We start from the raw sequence: 18059 nt of genomic DNA on the forward strand, positions 1-18059 counted from the left end.
GAGAGTTAAACGATGAGCGAAAAAGTATTTATTAGTCCAGGTAAATATGTGCAAGGGAAAGATGTGATTGATAAAACAGGTGAGTATGTTAAGCCGTTAGGTCATACTGCCTTGGTTATTGCGGACAAGCTGGTTTGGGAGATTGCAGCCGACCGCGTGGTAAAAAGTCTGGAACAGGCTGATATTACGGCGGTAAAAGTTGAGTTTCAAGGGGAAGCATCCAAAAATGAAGTCAACCGTATTGTTGATCAGGGACGAAGCGCCCAGGTCGATATTGTCATTGGTGTAGGTGGTGGTAAAACGCTGGATACTGCCAAAGCCGTTAATGAACTACTCGGTTCCTCAGTTGTGATTATTCCAACGACTGCTTCTACAGATGCCCCTACTAGTGCACTATCTGTTTTGTACACCGATGATGGTGCATTTGATACGTATACCTTTTTCAGTAAAAATCCGAGCCTGATCCTGGTGGACACAAAAGTCATTTCTCAAGCGCCGCCCTTGTTTCTCTCCTCAGGAATTGCAGATGCCATGGCGACATGGATTGAAGTCCGTGCGGTCATTGAAGCTCGTGCAACGACAATGGCTGGTGGCTTGCCAACCTTGGCGGCAGAAGCCATTGCATCCAAGTGTGAGGAAGTTCTTTTCGATTACGGACTGCAGGCTTACGAATCCGTGAAACGCAAAGTCGTCACACCTGCGCTTGAAGCGGTAGTGGAAGCCAATACGTTGCTAAGCGGTTTGGGCTTTGAAAGCGGCGGTTTGGCAGGCGCACATGCGATTCACAATGGTTTTACGGTACTGGAAGGGGACATCCATCACCTGACACATGGTCAGAAGGTAGCTTTTGGCACCTTAGTCCAGCTTGCCTTGGAAAAAAGACCTTTGTCTGAGGTGGAGCGGTATATTGACTTTTATCTAAAACTCGATCTGCCCGTCACACTGGAAGATGTCAAGCTCCGTGAAGCTTCCCGAGAGGATTTGTACCGGGTAGCTCAGGCTGCTACCAAAGAAGGCGAAACTGCTCACAATCTACCATTTACTGTCACAGCGGATGATGTGCTTGATGCGATTTTAGCGGCTGACCAGTATTCACTTGCCTATAAGGCTAAAATTGGACATAGAAACTAACCCCATACGAAATAAAGTAGATTCAAAGGCCGCTGATCAGCGGCCTTTTTTCCATTATTTAACTTGCAGCTTATGTTATGATTTTTAAGGTACATAATCAGGAAATGCCGGGAGTATATTTATGGCTCCCCTAAAATTTGAGAGGGGTTTAGCGATGGCAAAATGGAATGTAGAAGATCAAGGTATTCAATATAGTATTGAGTACAAGCGTAGCTTAACTGGCGGAAAAATTATTGTAAATGGAAGCGAGCAGAAAGTTAAAAGCCAGAACGCATTTTTGAACTTGATTGATTTTCCAATTAGATTTAAAGAAAAAGCTGTAAATGTAGTTGTTATTGGTAACAAAGCAGATTTAGCCGTGGATGGTGTGTATCTTGGGTCCAATCAACCTTATGTTCCTGTGAGTAAAGTTCCGGGCTGGAACTGGGCTTTTGTTGTGGTCAGCTTGGTTATAGGGTGGCTATTTGCGGGCATCTTTGGTCTGTGTTTAGGGATATTAGGTAGTATGTTTTATGTAAAATCATCTTTATCCTTACATCAAACCACTAATCGAAGAGTTGTAAGTTGTCTTATTGTCTTTTTTATCATCAGTGTAGTACAAATCGTTTTTGGAATTGCAGCAAATTATTGGATTAATACGCTGTGAAATAGTACTAACATAGCTATAGGATGAAACAAGAAGGCTCTCTCGCATGAAGCGGTGAGAGCCTTTTTGCCGTGTTAGATCGCCCAATTTCCTTTACGGAAGATAGGTTCCTCAGTACCGTCCTCGGTAACGCCGTTAATGTCCATTTCACCTGAACCGATCATAAAGTCGACGTGAGTCAGGCTGGAATTCAGGCCGTTGGCAGCCAACTGCTCTTGAGTCATATCCTTGCCGCCTTTAAGGTTAAATGCATAAGCATTACCGATGGCCAAATGGTTAGAGGCATTTTCATCAAACAACGTATTATAGAATAAAATATTTTTATCAGAGATAGGTGACTTGTGAGGCACGAGAGCAACCTCACCCAGGTAGTGTGAACCTTCATCCATTTCTACGAGATGCTGAAGAGTTTCCAAACCAGTTTCTGCTTGTACATCGACAATACGTCCATTTTCAAAAGTCAGTGAAAAGTTGTCGATGATATTTCCGCTGTAGCTAAGTGGCTTGGTGCTGCTGACCTTACCGTTCACTCCCGTTTTGAGCGGAGCTGTAAACACTTCCTCGGTAGGCATATTAGCTACAAAAGTATGTCCCTGTTGGTTGACGCTTTCGGCTGCTACCCACAGATGATCTTTTGCCAATTCGATGGTGAGATCTGTGCCTGGAGCCAGATAATGCAGCTTTTTATAGCGTTTGGCATTTAAAATATCAGATTTGCTGGAAAGGGTTTTCAAATGCTCTTTCCACGCCTCCACGGGGTTATCCAGATCCACACGCACGGTGCTGAAAATGGCATCCCACAGTTTATCCATTTGCTCTGAAGCTGGCAGATCAGGGAATACTTTGGCAGCCCACTCTACTGAAGGATAAGCAATCAGAGACCAACTGAATTTGTCGGCCATTTGATATTCGCGGTATTGACGTAATTCATGTGACCGCACGCGCTGGGCAGCAGTAATTCGGCTGGACGGAATCCCTTTAAGCAAATCCGGATTTTCTGCAATGACATGCAGTACAGCTGCGCCATTTTCGACCTCTTCAGTCATTTCGGCTGCGTACCATTTGGGAGCAATATTAAAAGTTTCATCAGGAGCTAGTTCATACTGTAATCGAGTAATGGTCTCATCACTCCATTTTACTGTAACCAGCTTGGCTCCGGCAGTATACGCTGATTTGACGATAAGTCTCACGAGTTCAGCGGACAAGATTGGCGCATGAACGATGAGTGTCTGTCCAGGATGGACATTGGCGCCGACCCGAACGGCTAACTCGGCATATTTTTGCAATTTTTGTTGAAAATCTGACATGTAACTTTCCTCCATTTCACGAAAAGCCTTAAACAAGGCTTGGGTAACTTGCACAGTTTTTTTTGCAAATTCCACACATAGCTTATATATTGTACAATGTAACGAAAAGGTTCACAAATCAGTTTTGGTACTATTTAGTGAAAATGAAAGGGCGGATAGATGAATGACAGAGCAAAATTCACCTCAGGAAGTGAAAGAAGTACATATTCAACAGGCACAAATGACAAGAGATGAGAATGGTGCTTATCTGGGCCAAGTGGTATTTGGAGTAGAGGGCCAGAGTTCTGTATATGAAATCACATTCCACAGTAAAAGGGGAAAGGAATGGGATTACAGTCTCCATTTTGCGGGAGAGCCACGGGTGGAGGAAGAGATGCTGCAAATGGATAGCTGGATTGAAGAGAACGATGATTTGTTCGACTATTTGCTAGATACGGCATGGAGCAAATTACCCGAGTAATGTAAACATGGTCTATTTTCGTGACAAGCGGATTATATTTAGCAGTGTCCGCATAATCTGCTGACATGGGGGAAGCCTAAAGGTCGATATTAACAAGAAATTCCATGTGAATAGGAGGGTGAAGCTTTGGCAAATCATCTGTTCACCGAAGGAATGACGGCAAATGAAGAGGCTGCTCCCGATCTCCTGAGCTTACGGACGCTGTTTGTAAATATGTGTTTTATTGGGGAGCCGGGAAGCCGTTCCTGGGTGCTGGTGGATACGGGGATGACAGGATTTACAGACTCGATTATACGCCTGGCAGAGGAGCGGTTTACTGGCCCTCCGATCGCTATTGTGCTTACTCATGGTCATTTTGATCATGTAGGTTCAGTTATTGAGTTGGTACAGCATTGGGGTACACCTGTTTATGCACATCCTTTGGAATTACCTTATTTAACGGGAATGAAGGATTATCAAAAACCTGACCCTAGTGTAGGGGGAGGTTTAATGTCAGGTATTTCCTTCTTATACCCCAATGATGCTATAGATCTCGATGATCGCATCACATCCCTGCCCCAAGATGGTAGTGTCCCCGGTGCCCCTGGTTGGAAGTGGCTGCATACGCCAGGACATACGCCTGGTCATGTATCGCTTTTTCATGAGCGAAGAAGGTTAATGGTGGCCGGTGACGCTTTTATTACGGTGAAACAGGAATCGGCACTAGCCGTTATTTTACAGGAAAAAGAAATACATGGGCCTCCTGCGTATTTTACAACAGATTGGCAAGCTGCGCAGCGTTCAGTGGAAATGCTGGCCAAGTTAAAGCCTGAGATTGCAGTTACAGGACATGGTCATTACATGCATGGTGCTGAGCTGACAGATCAGCTGGAGCGACTGGCGGGAGATTTTGAGCACATGGCTGTACCCAAACAGGGACGTTATGTGTAGTGATGTGTGAAGGACGATGCCTTGCGGGGCATCGTTTTTTTTGTGGACGTGGAATTTTTTTGCTCAGCATGGTATAGTCAAGCCAAAAGCTAAACGCTTTCATTAAACATCGTCATTTCATCAAGGAGGATTTTTTGATGACACAACAACATGCTGCAATTGGTGATCTTTATTATGGAATACCGGCGATTCGTCTTAAATTTGGACGATATGAAGCGGTTGCCCTGCCGGGAAACGGCGCAAATCTGATTTCTTTTCGTGACAATGAAACGGGATATTCTTTTCTGCGTGAGCCAGATGCCGAGAGTATAGAGGCTTTTAAGCAAAGCCCGTCCGTTTACGGAATTCCTTTCCTGTTCCCTCCGAATCGGTATGAGGATGGAAAATTCCTGTGGAATGGTGTTACATATGAGCTGCCGATAAATGAAGAGGCGACCCACAACCATCTGCACGGCTTTTTACACACTGTTCGGTGGGAGGTTGAGGACTACGGTTCCGGGGAGCAAGGCAGCTATGTGGTAATGAATCAGCATGTAAGGGAAGGACATCCCATGTTCCGCTATTTACCCTTCACCTTTACCATGAAGTTAACGTACAGCCTAGATGAATTTGGCCTGCATCAGCGTTATGTGATCTATAACGAGGGCGATCAACCGATCCCTAACTTATTTGCCTTTCACACAGCGATTCGCGTTCCGTTCGTACCCGATAGCTCGCCTGAGGATTACAAGATTAAGGTCACAATCGGTGAGCGTCGTGAGCTGACGGAACGGTTGTTGGCCACAGGTCAGTTCCAGCCTTTATCTCCAGAAGAGGAACTGCTGAAGACGACGGGAGTTAGTCCTTATTTTGCCTCTATGGATAATCATTACACGGCAGCTCCGCAAAATGGACGCAACTATATGGAACTGACACACAGTAAGACAGGGGCTACCCTCGTATACGATGTAGGTACAGCTTATAAGCATTGGATGATCTGGAATAACAAAGCGAACAAGGAATTCATCTGTCCTGAGCCGCAAATGAACATGATCAATGCACCGAATCGTCTCGACCTACCAGCGGAGGATATCGGATTGATTGCACTGGCTCCAGGCCATATCTTTGAAGCAACCAGCCGTTTGTATTGTATTACACCTAATAAATCGAAATCCTAGCATTTAATTTATCCTTATAAGCCTGTATCGTGTCCAACGGTGCAGGCTTTATTTGGGGTTGTAATGCACAGATAAAGGCCGATAGGGAAGGAGGACGAAATAGGTTGCAGAATGCCAAGCAGCCATAGTATGATACGAAACAGGAGATGATCAGATGAATTTTCCTTTTCAAGCCGTCAAACGCAAGCAAATCGCCGATGAAGTAGCTGAACAGCTACAACGAAAAATTGCTGTTGGTGAATGGAGTGTGGGCACAAAGATTCCAACCGAGCCTGAGCTCATGAAGCTATTCGGAGTCGGGCGATCTACAGTACGTGAAGCGGTTAGCGTTCTGGTACATGCCGGTCTATTAGAGAAAAAGCAAGGACACGGAACTTTTGTTTGCCAACCGACAACTTCTCAAGAGCCATTGGATTACCGTCTAAGCCGTGCTGAAATTATTGAGGTTTATGAAGTGCGGAGTGTGTTGGAACTAGAGATTGCCAGATTGGCTGCGTTACGTCGTAAAGACGAGGATCTACGCTTGATGCGTGAGGCGCTGGACCGTCGTGCTGCAACCTTGGCCGCTGGAGATATGAACGGGTATTTGGATGCGGATATCACTTTTCACTTGGCTGTTGCCGGAGCTACAGGCAATAAGGTGCTTACAGACGTATATGGCAGCTTTGTAGAGGCCATTCGCAAGGCGTTGAACAATCTCATTACCGATCCGGCGATGCAAAATCATTTTACTGTGCAGCATGAAAAAATATATGAAGCAATCCGGGATCAGGATGGCAAGGCTGCCGAGCTGTATAGTATTCAACATTTGGACGGCACCAAGCTGGAGCTGCAAAAGCATATGGGAAGTTCATAATTTTTTTACTCTTAAACATCAGATGATCAGATGAATAAAACGATCTTTAAACATTCTGCTCGGACATCTCCTAAAATCAAACCAAAGGTGGTATCTGTATGCGCAAAATATGGGTGTTGGACACAACGTTAAGAGATGGAGAACAATCACCAGGAGTTAGCTTAACCAGCACAGAAAAGGTGGAAATTGCTCTTCAGCTGCAAAAATTAGGCGTAGATCGGATTGAGACTGGCTTTCAAGCAACCTCGTCTGGTGAGATTATCAGCATGCAGGAGATTGCCAAACAGGTTACCCAAGCAACACTGGTTGGTTTTGCACGCTCGAAAGAACAGGATATTGATGCAGTCAGAGAGGCGCTACGAGGAGCTGAGGATGCCTGTCGTACCGAACTGGACTTTATTTGTGAGGTCGTGGATATGGCGATTCGTGCTGGAGCGACAGTCGTCAATTTACCGGATATGGTGGGGTATGCCTCGCCGGATCAGTTCGGTGAAATGTTTAGAATTGTAAAACAACAAGTGCACGGTATCGAAAAAATACAACTTAGCACACATTGTCATGATGATCTTGGTATGGCAACAGCTAACACACTGGCGGTTATCCGTAATGGTGTAGACCAATTTGAAGGTACCATCAATGGCATCGGTGAGCGAGCCGGGAATACACCTATCGAGGAAGTTGCACTGGCCCTTGACACCAGAACCGAGCTTTATAGTGCACAAACGAGTCTGGTTCTGGAGGAGCTGTATGCCACCAGTCGCTTGGTGAGCAAACGTACGGGGATGTCGGTACCGGGAAACAAGGCCATTGTTGGAGCCAATGCGTTTGCTCACGAGTCCGGAATACACCAAGACGGAATGCTTAAAGAGCGTACAACGTATGAAATCGTGTCCCCTGAGCGTATTGGTCTGAAGACGAGCAAACTTGTGTTGGGCAAGCACTCGGGTCGACATGCATTTAAAGAAAAACTGGCGGACATGGGATTTGATGCAAGATTTTTTCATATGTTTCTTCAATACTGCCACCTTTATGTTTTGTTACCAAATAAGTCATTTCTGGAACATTAACTTCAACCATTCCTTCTATAAGTGGTTGTTCTCCCTGCACTTCATAGGCAGAATAGTAAACGAAACCATCAGGTCGAAGATGATAAGACAATCCTAATCTCACATCTGTATAAACAGCATATTCAAACTCGTCTACTCTTCTGATTGAATTTTGAATTACATCTTTTATAGTTTCAATTTCAGTGAATGCAACGTCGCATTTAAGCCTCCGGTTGCCTTAACAAATAATTTCCTCACATGACCAGTCTCTTGTGTGTTTCAGTGTAATATCGATAAACTTTGATAGAGCGGGGGAAATCCACTTGTTTTTATGATAAACAACTTGGGCTGAGATCTGTTTAAGATCATCTTTGCAAGGAATAACCTTTAACCTTCCATCCTTGATTTCATTATTTACAGTTATTAATGGTAAACAAGCAATACCCAGCCCACTCATTACGCAACGTTTTATCGCCTCAATACTCCAAAGTTCCATCGTGTTGGAAAGTACGATTCCTCTTTCTCGAAGATATTCTTCAAACATGGTTCGATAACTGCATTCTTTCTCATTCGTGATCAAACACTCGTTTAACTTTTGGTTTTCATAGCTTTGATCTAAAACATTCAGCGGGTTGTCATGACTTCCAACAAGGACAATAGGCTCGTCCAATAAAGAATGTACGATTAAATCTGAATCCTGAAACGTTGGCATCATAAGAAATGCAATATCTGCACTACCATTAAGTATTGCTCTCTTGTTATCTCCGCAAGTAGCGTTACTTAAAATGATGCTCACATGGGGAAACTTATTTCTATATTCTCTTAATATAGGTTCAAGTCGATAAACCGTTAAGGATTCAGGAGCCGCAATCCTTAACTCTCCTCTCATTTCATCACCATCATTTGTAATGCTTTCGATTTTCCCATAAGTATCTAGAATTTCTTGAGTATAGTGCAATAATTTCTTGCCTATATCAGTCAATCTTACCTTTCGACCCATCCGATCAAATAGAGGTGCACCCAAATGTTCTTCAAGTGCTTGAATATGAGAAGTGACCGTGGATTGAGTGTAACCTAAATGTTCTGCTGCTTGTGTAAAGCTACCAAATTGAATAACTTTTTTAAATGTAATAAAATGACGTATTTCCATCAGTTCACCAACTTTCAATTTAATCTCACTTCTATAGTATCAAAAAAATCAATGGATAACTTCTCGAATTTCAATTTTACTAATAATTAGTTTCGGGTTAATCTTAAGGAAATTTGAAAACAGAAGGATATTATGTGAAAACCATTCTGGACGTACCTTTGAATTAAGGTATTTACAACGCTAAATAGTCAGGGAGGAGAAAGGACATGACGGAAGTTAAAATCAAAAAAATCCCCTAAACTGGGATGTATTAGTGTCAAAGCGTCAAGGTCTCAGTAGAGATTTACCAGAAGGACAAGATTTGCTGAGGTGGGTGGTAAATACGGTCACGCTTATCTATGGTGAACAAGACGCAGTCCTCATTGATACATTTCTTACTATTAAAGAAAATCAAACATTGGTAGATTGGGTTGTCAAAAGTGGTAAAAACTTAACCACAATCTATATCACTCATGGTTATGGTGATCATTTCTTTGGTATAAAGATGCTTTTAGATCGTTTCCCTGATGCAAGAGCGATAGCAACTCCAGGTGCTGTCAAAGCCATGCAAGAACAAATATCTTCTGAATCTTTCTGGCATAAACTCTTTCCTGGTGAGATACCTGAGTATTTAGTTGGCGCTCAGGAACTTGAAGGAAGTGAGTTCGAGCTAGAAGGACAAAAACTTATCGTGGTGAATACTGGGTTTACTGATACTGGAGATACAACGTCTCTACACGTCCCATCAATTGATTTAATCGTTTCAGGGGATGCAACTTATAACGACATTCATCTTTACTTGGCTGAAACCACTAACGAAACTCGAATTGAGTGGATAGCTGTGCTCGACAAACTTGAGGGACTAAAACCACGTGCAGTGGTTGCTGGACATAAGAAACCCGAAAATGAAGATAATCCCAAAATTATCGCCGAGACACAAAATTACATCCGAGATTTTAACCGATTGAATGAAATAACGGAAACAGCACAGGAACTCTACCATAAGATGTTAGAACTCTATCAAGATAGAGCTAATCCAGGTGCACTTTGGGGAGCAGCAAAAGCAGCGAAATCTTAATAAAAGGTATATATAATAGCATTCTATTGATAAACACGGTTGGAGGAGTTAATAAATGATTACGGTTTACGATGATAGTTATAAAGAAGAAGTCATTAAATTAATATTGCATGTACAGAATGTCGAATATGAAGTGGGTATTAGTGTTAAAGAACAACCAGACATTCTGGACATTCATTCAAATTATATAAATGATGGCGGTAATTTTTGGATAGCGTTAAATGATAACGGAGAGGTTGTAGGTTCAATTGGTTTGCAAAGGAAAACCAAAGGGGTTGCTGTATTAAAGAAATTTTTTGTTTATAAAGACTACCGTGGCGAAGAATTTGGGACAGGAAAAAAGCTTTATGAAGCTCTGCTTGATTTTGCTAAGAAACAAGGTTTTTCTAAGATAATTTTAGATACCCCATCTAAAGCCACTAGGTCACACGGTTTCTATAAAAAGGTTGGATTTAAAGAGATTGATAAAGAGGATTTGCCAATTAAATATGATTATCCTGACCGCAATTCAATTATATTTCTATTAGAACTATAACAAAAGGAAAGAAGGTCTTATTTTTATGGAATAGTTAAACGGAGGGTTTGTCTTTGAAGAATAAGATTATATTGTTTTGTTTACTAAGCACTGTATTACTCGGAGTAATGAATAGTTTCTTTTTTAATTTAGCTCTCGTACCAATTGCTAAAGACTTAAATATTTCTATATCTTTTAGCAGTTGGTTTATCCTAGGGTATTCAATTATGGTCACAGTAGGTTCAATAGTATACAGTAAGCTTGCTGAAAGCATTCAATTAAAAAAACTATATCTATTTGCTTTAGTTATCTTTGTTCTCTTCTCTATTTTGGGCTTTTTTATGGATCATTTTTATCTACTTGTATTATGTAGAATTACACAAGGAGTTGGAGGGGCTGCCTTTATTTCACTGACAATGGTTGCAATTATAGATGTACTTGATCGAGCATTATTACCGATAGGTCTTGCTTTTATAAGCTTTGCTATGGCTTTAGGATCAGGTTTAGGACCTTTACTGAGTGGTATTATTCTATCCTTAACGGATTGGCACATGTTATTTTTAATTATGAGTTGTGCAATAATTTTTATACCGATTTTATATTTTACTTTTCCAGAAACTAAGGTAGAAAATAAGACTCCATTTGATTGGTTAGGGACGTTTTATTTATTATTATGTATTCTCTTTTTATTATGTGCCTTGAACATTAATTTTCTTTTTATTGTTTTGTGTGGTGTATTTTTACTATTATTTATTCGCCATATCAATACCGTTTCTTACCCAATTATTGATAAAAAAATATTCAATAATACAATTTTTGTTAGAATAACTAGTCTTAGTTTTTTGTTATTTTTTTTGCTAGGAGCAAATGTTTTTCTTCTCTCTTATATTTTTTCTTATATTTTTAATCCCATACAGTCTGGAATCCTATTTTTTATAAGTGCTTTAATAGGAGGGTCTGCAAGTATAGGGATTGGGAAGAATATGACTAATAAAAATGTGAAAAAATTCTATAGAATAGGATTATATATTTTTTTCATAGGTTATTTAATTAGTATTTTTAACTCAAAAATAGGTATAGTATACATTTTAACAAGTGTTTGTTGCTTCATTGCCTTTTCTGTTGTACAAGTTGCTTTAAATAATTTATTAGATTTGGAACTGAAAGAATCCAAGAAAATAAGTATTGGTGTTTATAATTTATGCAATTTTATCGGTATGAGTATTGGTGTAGCATTATTTAGTAAATTAGTTATTATATTTAATATAAATATTTGTTTTATTTTTTTATTAGCGACTGTGATTACAAAAGGATTCATATCAAACAATATTAATACAGCAAAAGGATACTAGTACTGAGTGAAACTGAAGGGATTTTTCAGACAGATCGGTCATTGGCAGGTTAGTTAATCAGCTTTCCAACATACCCATTTATATTATTCCTTTGGATAGTAAAATAATATTTAACAATGGTAAGGAGATAACTGGTTATGAAATATATTCGTTCAATGCCTGTAGTTCATTCCTAAGAGGGGTACGGAAACGATTCGGGGATTGAGAGGCCACATATAAAATAATCCCCAGTTATTATACCCCTTTTTCCTCTATTTCCTTTATCTTGCGATAAAACGCTGCCTGACTAACCCCTGTAATAGTGCAAATTTCCTTTACAGTTTTATCTGTTGTTTTTCGTAATTCAATTGCATGCTTCATTCCTGGGTGTTTATCTGTATATTACACATTGGATTCCATTCAGGTGTCTTATGGTAATCAGTCGGTTCCAGTCGCATCCATTCGATTGGGTAAACAAGATGGGACAGCAATTGATGAAGTAGCAATGGGTAACGGTTCTGTAGACGCGATTTTCCATGCTATAGACAAGGCCAGTGGTGAAGAGGTGGAGTTGGAGGATTATTCGATCCAATCTGTAACATATGGCAAAGATGCGTTGGGGGAAGTACACGCCATTTTGAGGCAAGGTGAATACACAGCACTGGGAAGAGGCACAAGTACTGATATTTTGGAAGCTAGCGCCAAAGCTTACATCGATGCGCTGAACAAGCTACTGGACAGAAAAGAAGTCCATGCCAAAGGCAATATCACCCTTGGTTGATCCTAGTGGCCAGGCTTGTACATGAATTTTCCCTCCGCCTCCTCCGGCCTCATCGTAAAAAAGCGCTTGCAAAATAAATGATAACATTTGAAATTTAATGTATAATAGGCAAAGAGAGAGCACCATATTTTGTCTGAATTACATAGGCCAAGAGGAGGAAATGAGTTGAACTACCGCATCGAAAAGGATACGTTGGGCGAAATCAAGGTACCGGCAGACCGTCTGTGGGGAGCGCAAACACAGCGCAGCAAGGAAAATTTCCCGATTGGCTCGGAGAAAATGCCATTAGAGGTCATACAGGCGTTCGCGGTGCTTAAAAAGAGTGCGGCGATCAGTAACTATAAGCTGGGTAAGCTATCACAGGAGAAGCAGGACGCTATTATTTATGCAGCGGACGAAATTCTCGCAGGGCGGGTTGATGATCATTTCCCGTTGGTTGTATGGCAGACAGGGAGCGGTACGCAGTCCAATATGAATGTGAATGAAGTGATTGCTCATCTGGGAAGCCAATGGTTACAAGAGCAGGGAAAAGATACGAAGCTGCATCCCAATGACGATGTAAACATGTCGCAAAGCTCAAATGATACGTTTCCTACGGCGCTTCATGTAGCGGGTGTCATTGCAGTGGAGGACCGTTTGTTACCTGCCATTGATAAGCTGAAAGAGACTTTTCGGCAGAAGTCAGAGCAATTCAAGGATATTATAAAAATTGGACGAACCCATTTACAAGATGCGACACCGCTTACGCTGGGCCAGGAAATAAGCGGCTGGTATGCCATGCTGGACAAGAGCAAGCGAATTATCATCGATACGGTTCAATACATGAAGGAGCTGGCGATTGGCGGTACAGCGGTGGGGACTGGAATTAATGCTCATCCAGAGTTTGGCTCCCGAACCTCAGCGGAAATTTCCAGTTTCACTGGCAAAACATTCACTTCCGCACCCAATAAATTCCATGCACTGACCAGCCACGATGAAGTGGTGGCCGTACATGGAGCAGTCAAAGCGCTCGCTGCCGATTTGATGAAAATCGCCAATGATGTTCGTTGGCTGGCAAGTGGTCCGCGTAGCGGCTTGGGCGAAATCACGATTCCTGCTAACGAGCCAGGTAGCTCCATCATGCCCGGCAAGGTGAATCCGACCCAGAGTGAAGCACTGACGATGGTCGTTACACAAGTCATGGGTAATGATGCAGCTATCGGCTTTGCAGCAAGTCAGGGTAATTTTGAACTGAACGTGTTTAAGCCAGTAATCATATACAATTTTTTGCAGTCTGTTCATCTGCTGGCCGATTCCATCATTGCTTTTAATGACAACTGTGCCGTTGGCATCGAGCCTGATCTCACGAAGATTGAGCACAATTTGAATAATTCACTGATGCTGGTGACGGCATTGAATCCACATATCGGATATGAAAATGCCGCTAAAATCGCCAAACTTGCACATGCAGAAGGACTGTCTTTAAAAGAAGCGGCACTCCGCAGCGGACTGTTGACTGAAGAACAATTCGATCAATATGTTGTACCTGCGCATATGATTCATCCTAAAGCCTAAAGCACGACGATTGTCTCTGCTTAAGCCTTATAAAAAATATACAAACCAGCTCATGGAGTGCGATTTAGCACAAACCATGAGCTGGATTTTTTGATTTTATTATATAATTTTTTATTTAGGATTAGTATTCTGTGTGATTTGAGGGTATATAGATAAAAGGCGAAAAATTGAACATCTATTTTCAAGATAGGAGAAGCCGTATGGAACAGACAACCATTATTAATTTTATTGTGCTTTTGCTGTCCGGCTTGCTGCTGGTCGGTGTGCTGACTACCAAATTTTCCAGCCGTTTCGGTATGCCTGCGCTCGTTTTGTTTATTGCCGTAGGTATGGTGCTCAGTCAGTTTATTTATTTTGATAATGCCTTTATCACACAGCTAGTTGGCATTCTCGCGCTCATTGTAATCTTGTTTGAAGGCGGGATGCAGACAAAGTTTGCAGATGTTAAGCCAGTTATTCGACCTGCAATGTCATTATCAACGTTAGGGGTCATCATTACGACCGTAGTCATTGGCGTATGCGCCAAGTTTATTTTAGGCGTAAGCTGGATGGAATCCATGCTGTTTGGTGCTATTGTCGGATCTACCGATGCGGCGGCCGTGTTTTCCGTTCTAGGAGGTAAAAACATCAAAAAACGAATTACCTCAACGCTCGAAGCAGAATCCGGCAGTAATGACCCGATGGCTGTATTTCTCACGGTAACATTGATTGAGCTGATACATCACCCTGAGCAATCCATTTGGATACATATCTTGTTATTTTTATGGGAAATGGGTTTCGGTTTAGTCGTTGGTTTTGTACTCGGACGCATAGGTGTATATGCGATTAATAAAATGAATTTTGATTCATCTGGTTTGTATCCTGTGATGGCGCTGGCATTTGCGGTCTTGACGTATGCGGCGGCATCGTTACTGGAGGCAAGCGGATTGCTGGCGGTTTATGTCATGGCCATTGTCTTGGGAAATTCCGACTTGACCTACAAGCGATCCATTATTCATTTTAACAATGGCTTCGCCTGGATGGTGCAGATTATGATGTTTGTTCTACTCGGGCTATTGGTCTTTCCCGATCAATTGCTGGGCATTGCGTGGCAAAGCTTGGCGCTCTCCTTCATCCTCATGCTCGTGGCTCGTCCAATAGGCGTGTTCCTAAGCTTGCTTTTTTCCAGGTACTCTGTGCGCGAGAAGACACTGTTATCCTGGGCAGGACTGCGGGGGGCGGTACCTATTGTACTAGCAACCTATCCTTTACTGGATGAGATGGATGTAGGACCCTTGTTTTTTAACGTTGTATTTTTCGTCGTGCTCACTTCTGCGATTATTCAAGGTACCACTATTTCGTGGCTAGCGGTGAAGCTTGGTTTGATGGACCCTAACGAGACGTCGTCTCCTTCACTGCTGGAATTAGTTTCTCTGGGAAAAACCACTTCGGAGATTAACCATATACAGGTACAAAAAGGGATGTCGATAGCCGGCAAAGCGATTCAGGATATACAGCTGCCTGATGACATTTTATTCACAGCTATTATTCGGAACGAGCAAATTATTGCCCCGCGAGGTACAACGGTGATTGAACCTGGTGATACATTGTATGTGCTTAGCCCTAAACTCAAGCGACAGCAGATGAAAGAACTGTTCATGCTGCTCGAACCGGAGGCTACTCCGTAAGAAGATATAGTCCCCTTAAGTACAGTCCTTCACATTCATGTGGAGGACTTTTTCCTGTATTTTTTTCAGAGTGGATGAATCTGTTAAAAAATTGATACTATCATTCTACAAAATTAGTTTATGATATTGTCGTTAGATGTCGCTGCCTATCGTTACGGATCATTTGATGGGCAATAGTGATGAATAAGATAGAAGTCACCAATAACAGGAGAGATGATGAATGAAACCGGAAGTCTTGCCACAGCGTGCAGCAGCTCGCAGGCAGAAAAATAGAAAAAAGAAACGAAAAGGAAAATTCGGTCGCTTTATACTGCGACTATTTATTGTATTCCTGGTAGCAGGAATAGGAGGTGGTGCGTGGTTGTTCTTAACGTCATCTGGCAAGGACATGCGCTATTTGGCTGCGGATACGCTGATCACGACCCAACATCGTCACTGGGCGAAGTACTTCATCGGTGAAGCGGAGGCGAAAAAACGTGTGGCTGAATATTCGGCCCGTTTTGAAGCGATGGGTGAGGAAAAAGACAGACATACAATCAATCTACCTGATCTGATACCGACCAAAGTACAGCAAACGCCGCTGGTTGAAGTGGAAGAGGTATCGGGCCGTAACTATCATGGCTATGTTATGACGGTGCATGACCCCACTAAAATTAGGCTTGGGGTTCCTGCCAAGGTCGGCCGGGGAGAAAGGGTATCTAGCATGGTCGAGCGTTTAGGGGCTGTTGCTGGCGTAAATGGCGGTGGCTTTGCGGACCCCAACTGGAATGGGAATGGTTTTAAACCGATTGGCGTTGTCATTTCCCAGGGTGAGATATACTACAATGATATGGGTAAAAATGCCTCTGTTCAAATTGTAGGTATTGATAAACAGGGAAAAATGATAGCCGGTCACTATTCGTTGTCCGAGTTGTCCAAAATGAATGTTCAAGAAGCGGTCACTTTTCAACCACGCCTAATCGTGAATGGGAAAGGTTTAATTCGCAATGCAAGCGAGGGGTGGGGAATTGCTCCCCGTACCGCAATGGGGCAAAGGGCAGACGGGGCCATTATATTCGTGACCATCGACGGTCGTCAGCCTGGGTACAGTATTGGTGCCAACTTGTATGATATGCAAAATATTTTGCTTAAACATGGAGCGGTTATCGGTGCTAATCTGGATGGAGGTTCTTCAACGGTGCTCGTCAAGGATAATGCCATTGTGAACAAGCCTTCTTCTGAATACGGAGAGCGGTATTTGCCGACTGCATTTCTCGTATTTGAGCATCCAGAGACCGTTAGTATCCCAAACATATGGGAAGGTCTGAATCCTGGAGACATCGACGCAGCCAAAAAGAGATAGATCAGGAATGAACAAGTTCATTAAGTGAACGGAGACTGATGATGAAGCTAAAACGAGCAGGATTTCAGCGATTGTTTGTCGCCTCGATAATGCTATCCTTACTCTTTACCACAATGCATCAAGCGGTTGCCGAAGCTGCTGAACAGGGTGCCATAGCGTCTCATTCAACGCAGTTCATAGATATTGTTATAAACGGTCAACCTTTAAACAACAAGACCAAATCTCTATTGATCGACGGTAAGCTCATGGTACCACTTAAACCTTTCGCTGAAGCTGTAGGTGCAAGCTACCATTGGGATGCTAAAAAAAAGCAGGTCACGCTGCAAAAGTGGGCAGATCCCTTAGTTCTTAAGGAGCGATTACGTAAGAACAAGCAGCAGCTTACCTTTGAGGTTGTAGGTAAAGACGTATATGTGCCTCTTAGAGATGTATCGCTTGATTTAGGTTATACGTTGGAGAAGACAAATACACAGATTCAGATCCAGCCACCGATTTACGGTAAACTAAAAGAACAAATATATGAGGGAGATCTCGTGGCAGCACGCGAAGCGTTAATCCACTTAGAAAGACATTCTGTCCATCCTTATATAGAAGCACATCGTCCTAACACTGAGCTGCTGTCCAGTGTCTATATGTTCCCCCAAGGCGAAGCATTGCGGTATTTTACAGTGAACGGGGATGTGCTGAGTCTGGTTGAAGTGAAGGACGGTTTTCCGATTGTTACCTATGAAGGGTATGTGGGAGCTCCCTTTGATAAAGAATTTACAATGGAATACGACCCGCTGGGGCGTTTTTTGGAGAATAAAGCCAAAAATCAGTGGGGAACTTATCCGAAAATAAATAAGCCGCTGATCTACGAGTTCATTACAGGATGGGGAGACAGCAGTACCACTTTCTATGGGCGTATTACTACGGATAAAAAAGAAGAGCTGCTGGGTACTACTGGTGATCCGATAACTGGACTCCCGGCTAATACCAAACAAATTATGAAAACCTTCAAGCTGCCGTGGGAATCGCGTACAGATGCCCAGCAGGCGACGGAATAAGATAAATTAAGCAGCTACTCCAAAAAAAGCGTGTATCGTTGAAGTTAATTTAACTTCCCGGTACACGCTTTTTTTGATGACATG

16 protein-coding genes and 2 pseudogenes are annotated in these 18059 nt (G+C 42.4%); 15 read left to right on the forward strand and 3 right to left on the reverse strand.

Annotated elements, in window-relative coordinates:
• Positions 1-12: 12 nt before the first annotated feature.
• Both AC5ELV_RS21645 and AC5ELV_RS21650 read left to right on the forward strand, forming a co-directional pair.
• Complete coding sequence (locus AC5ELV_RS21645) at positions 13-1131, forward strand: glycerol dehydrogenase (RefSeq protein ID WP_493431813.1); 1119 nt, start codon at positions 13-15, stop codon at positions 1129-1131.
• A 154-nt stretch (positions 1132-1285) separates the two neighbouring features.
• Positions 1286-1777 carry a hypothetical protein gene (locus AC5ELV_RS21650; protein WP_493431814.1) on the forward strand — a complete coding sequence of 164 codons (492 nt, stop codon included), beginning with the start codon at positions 1286-1288 and terminating at the stop codon, positions 1775-1777.
• 74 nt (positions 1778-1851) lie between these two features.
• Here AC5ELV_RS21650 and AC5ELV_RS21655 read toward each other — a convergent pair whose 3' ends face one another.
• Entirely contained in the window at positions 1852-3084 is a 1233-nt protein-coding gene (locus AC5ELV_RS21655) for an aminopeptidase (protein WP_342426228.1), read from the reverse strand.
• A 163-nt stretch (positions 3085-3247) separates the two neighbouring features.
• Between AC5ELV_RS21655 and AC5ELV_RS21660 the strand changes: the two genes are divergently transcribed.
• From AC5ELV_RS21660 to AC5ELV_RS21680, 5 genes and pseudogenes are all read left to right on the forward strand, one after another.
• Positions 3248-3544 carry a hypothetical protein gene (locus tag AC5ELV_RS21660; protein WP_493431815.1) on the forward strand — a complete coding sequence of 99 codons (297 nt, stop codon included), beginning with the start codon at positions 3248-3250 and terminating at the stop codon, positions 3542-3544.
• A gap of 126 nt (positions 3545-3670) precedes the next feature.
• On the forward strand, positions 3671-4474 hold the full coding sequence (locus AC5ELV_RS21665) for an MBL fold metallo-hydrolase (protein WP_328799972.1): 804 nt from the start codon (positions 3671-3673) through the stop codon (positions 4472-4474).
• 137 nt (positions 4475-4611) lie between these two features.
• The gene (locus tag AC5ELV_RS21670; protein ID WP_493431816.1) at positions 4612-5631 is read left to right on the forward strand and encodes an aldose 1-epimerase; all 1020 of its coding nucleotides are present in this window, start codon (positions 4612-4614) and stop codon (positions 5629-5631) included.
• Between the two features lie 154 nt (positions 5632-5785).
• A complete protein-coding gene (locus AC5ELV_RS21675; protein ID WP_493431817.1) occupies positions 5786-6487 on the forward strand; it encodes a FadR/GntR family transcriptional regulator in 702 nt (233 codons plus the stop codon).
• 98 nt (positions 6488-6585) lie between these two features.
• Positions 6586-7536: pseudogene (locus AC5ELV_RS21680) on the forward strand (hydroxymethylglutaryl-CoA lyase-like TIM-barrel protein); the annotation flags it as partial.
• Here AC5ELV_RS21680 and AC5ELV_RS21685 read toward each other — a convergent pair.
• Complete coding sequence (locus AC5ELV_RS21685; protein ID WP_493431818.1) at positions 7445-7657, reverse strand: effector binding domain-containing protein; 213 nt, start codon at positions 7655-7657, stop codon at positions 7445-7447. The pseudogene AC5ELV_RS21680 and the gene AC5ELV_RS21685 overlap by 92 nt on opposite strands.
• Before the next feature lie 114 nt (positions 7658-7771).
• On the reverse strand, positions 7772-8701 hold the full coding sequence (locus AC5ELV_RS21690) for a LysR family transcriptional regulator (protein ID WP_493431819.1): 930 nt from the start codon (positions 8699-8701) through the stop codon (positions 7772-7774).
• Between the two features lie 235 nt (positions 8702-8936).
• Here AC5ELV_RS21690 and AC5ELV_RS21695 point away from each other — a divergent pair, with 235 nt between their 5' ends.
• The 8 genes and pseudogenes from AC5ELV_RS21695 to AC5ELV_RS21730 all read left to right on the forward strand — a co-directional run bounded on the left by AC5ELV_RS21695 (position 8937) and on the right by AC5ELV_RS21730 (position 17975).
• The gene (locus AC5ELV_RS21695) at positions 8937-9740 is read left to right on the forward strand and encodes an MBL fold metallo-hydrolase (RefSeq protein WP_493431820.1); all 804 of its coding nucleotides are present in this window, start codon (positions 8937-8939) and stop codon (positions 9738-9740) included.
• 55 nt (positions 9741-9795) lie between these two features.
• Positions 9796-10275, forward strand: a complete 480-nt coding sequence (locus tag AC5ELV_RS21700) for a GNAT family N-acetyltransferase (protein WP_493431821.1) — start codon at positions 9796-9798, stop codon at positions 10273-10275.
• 53 nt (positions 10276-10328) lie between these two features.
• Positions 10329-11606, forward strand: coding sequence for an MFS transporter (locus AC5ELV_RS21705; protein ID WP_493431822.1), 1278 nt, complete (start codon positions 10329-10331; stop codon positions 11604-11606).
• Positions 11607-11988: 382 nt separating this feature from the next.
• Positions 11989-12366, forward strand: a pseudogene (locus tag AC5ELV_RS21710) (alpha-isopropylmalate synthase regulatory domain-containing protein); the annotation flags it as partial.
• 165 nt (positions 12367-12531) lie between these two features.
• Positions 12532-13920 carry a class II fumarate hydratase gene (gene fumC / locus AC5ELV_RS21715; RefSeq protein WP_493431823.1) on the forward strand — a complete coding sequence of 463 codons (1389 nt, stop codon included), beginning with the start codon at positions 12532-12534 and terminating at the stop codon, positions 13918-13920.
• Positions 13921-14120: 200 nt separating this feature from the next.
• Positions 14121-15587 carry a potassium/proton antiporter gene (locus tag AC5ELV_RS21720; protein WP_493431824.1) on the forward strand — a complete coding sequence of 489 codons (1467 nt, stop codon included), beginning with the start codon at positions 14121-14123 and terminating at the stop codon, positions 15585-15587.
• A 220-nt stretch (positions 15588-15807) separates the two neighbouring features.
• Complete coding sequence (locus tag AC5ELV_RS21725) at positions 15808-16929, forward strand: phosphodiester glycosidase family protein (protein ID WP_493431825.1); 1122 nt, start codon at positions 15808-15810, stop codon at positions 16927-16929.
• 41 nt (positions 16930-16970) lie between these two features.
• Positions 16971-17975: a stalk domain-containing protein gene (locus AC5ELV_RS21730; RefSeq protein ID WP_493431826.1), complete on the forward strand. Its 1005-nt coding sequence runs from the start codon at positions 16971-16973 to the stop codon at positions 17973-17975.
• The last annotated feature ends 84 nt before the right edge of the window (positions 17976-18059 follow it).

This window comes from Paenibacillus sp. NMA1017 (assembly GCF_058895805.1).

Bases quoted from the DNA above. Each gene is read 5' to 3' on its own strand.
- AC5ELV_RS21645 (WP_493431813.1), top strand. From the start codon at position 13: ATGAGCGAAAAAGTATTTATTAGTCCAGGTAAATATGTGCAAGGGAAA.
- AC5ELV_RS21650 (WP_493431814.1), top strand. From the start codon at position 1,286: ATGGCAAAATGGAATGTAGAAGATCAAGGTATTCAATATAGTATTGAG.
- AC5ELV_RS21655 (WP_342426228.1), bottom strand. From the start codon at position 3,084: ATGTCAGATTTTCAACAAAAATTGCAAAAATATGCCGAGTTAGCCGTT.
- AC5ELV_RS21660 (WP_493431815.1), top strand. From the start codon at position 3,248: ATGACAGAGCAAAATTCACCTCAGGAAGTGAAAGAAGTACATATTCAA.
- AC5ELV_RS21670 (WP_493431816.1), top strand. From the start codon at position 4,612: ATGACACAACAACATGCTGCAATTGGTGATCTTTATTATGGAATACCG.
- AC5ELV_RS21675 (WP_493431817.1), top strand. From the start codon at position 5,786: ATGAATTTTCCTTTTCAAGCCGTCAAACGCAAGCAAATCGCCGATGAA.
- AC5ELV_RS21700 (WP_493431821.1), top strand. From the start codon at position 9,796: ATGATTACGGTTTACGATGATAGTTATAAAGAAGAAGTCATTAAATTA.
- AC5ELV_RS21720 (WP_493431824.1), top strand. From the start codon at position 14,121: ATGGAACAGACAACCATTATTAATTTTATTGTGCTTTTGCTGTCCGGC.
- AC5ELV_RS21725 (WP_493431825.1), top strand. From the start codon at position 15,808: ATGAAACCGGAAGTCTTGCCACAGCGTGCAGCAGCTCGCAGGCAGAAA.
- AC5ELV_RS21730 (WP_493431826.1), top strand. From the start codon at position 16,971: ATGAAGCTAAAACGAGCAGGATTTCAGCGATTGTTTGTCGCCTCGATA.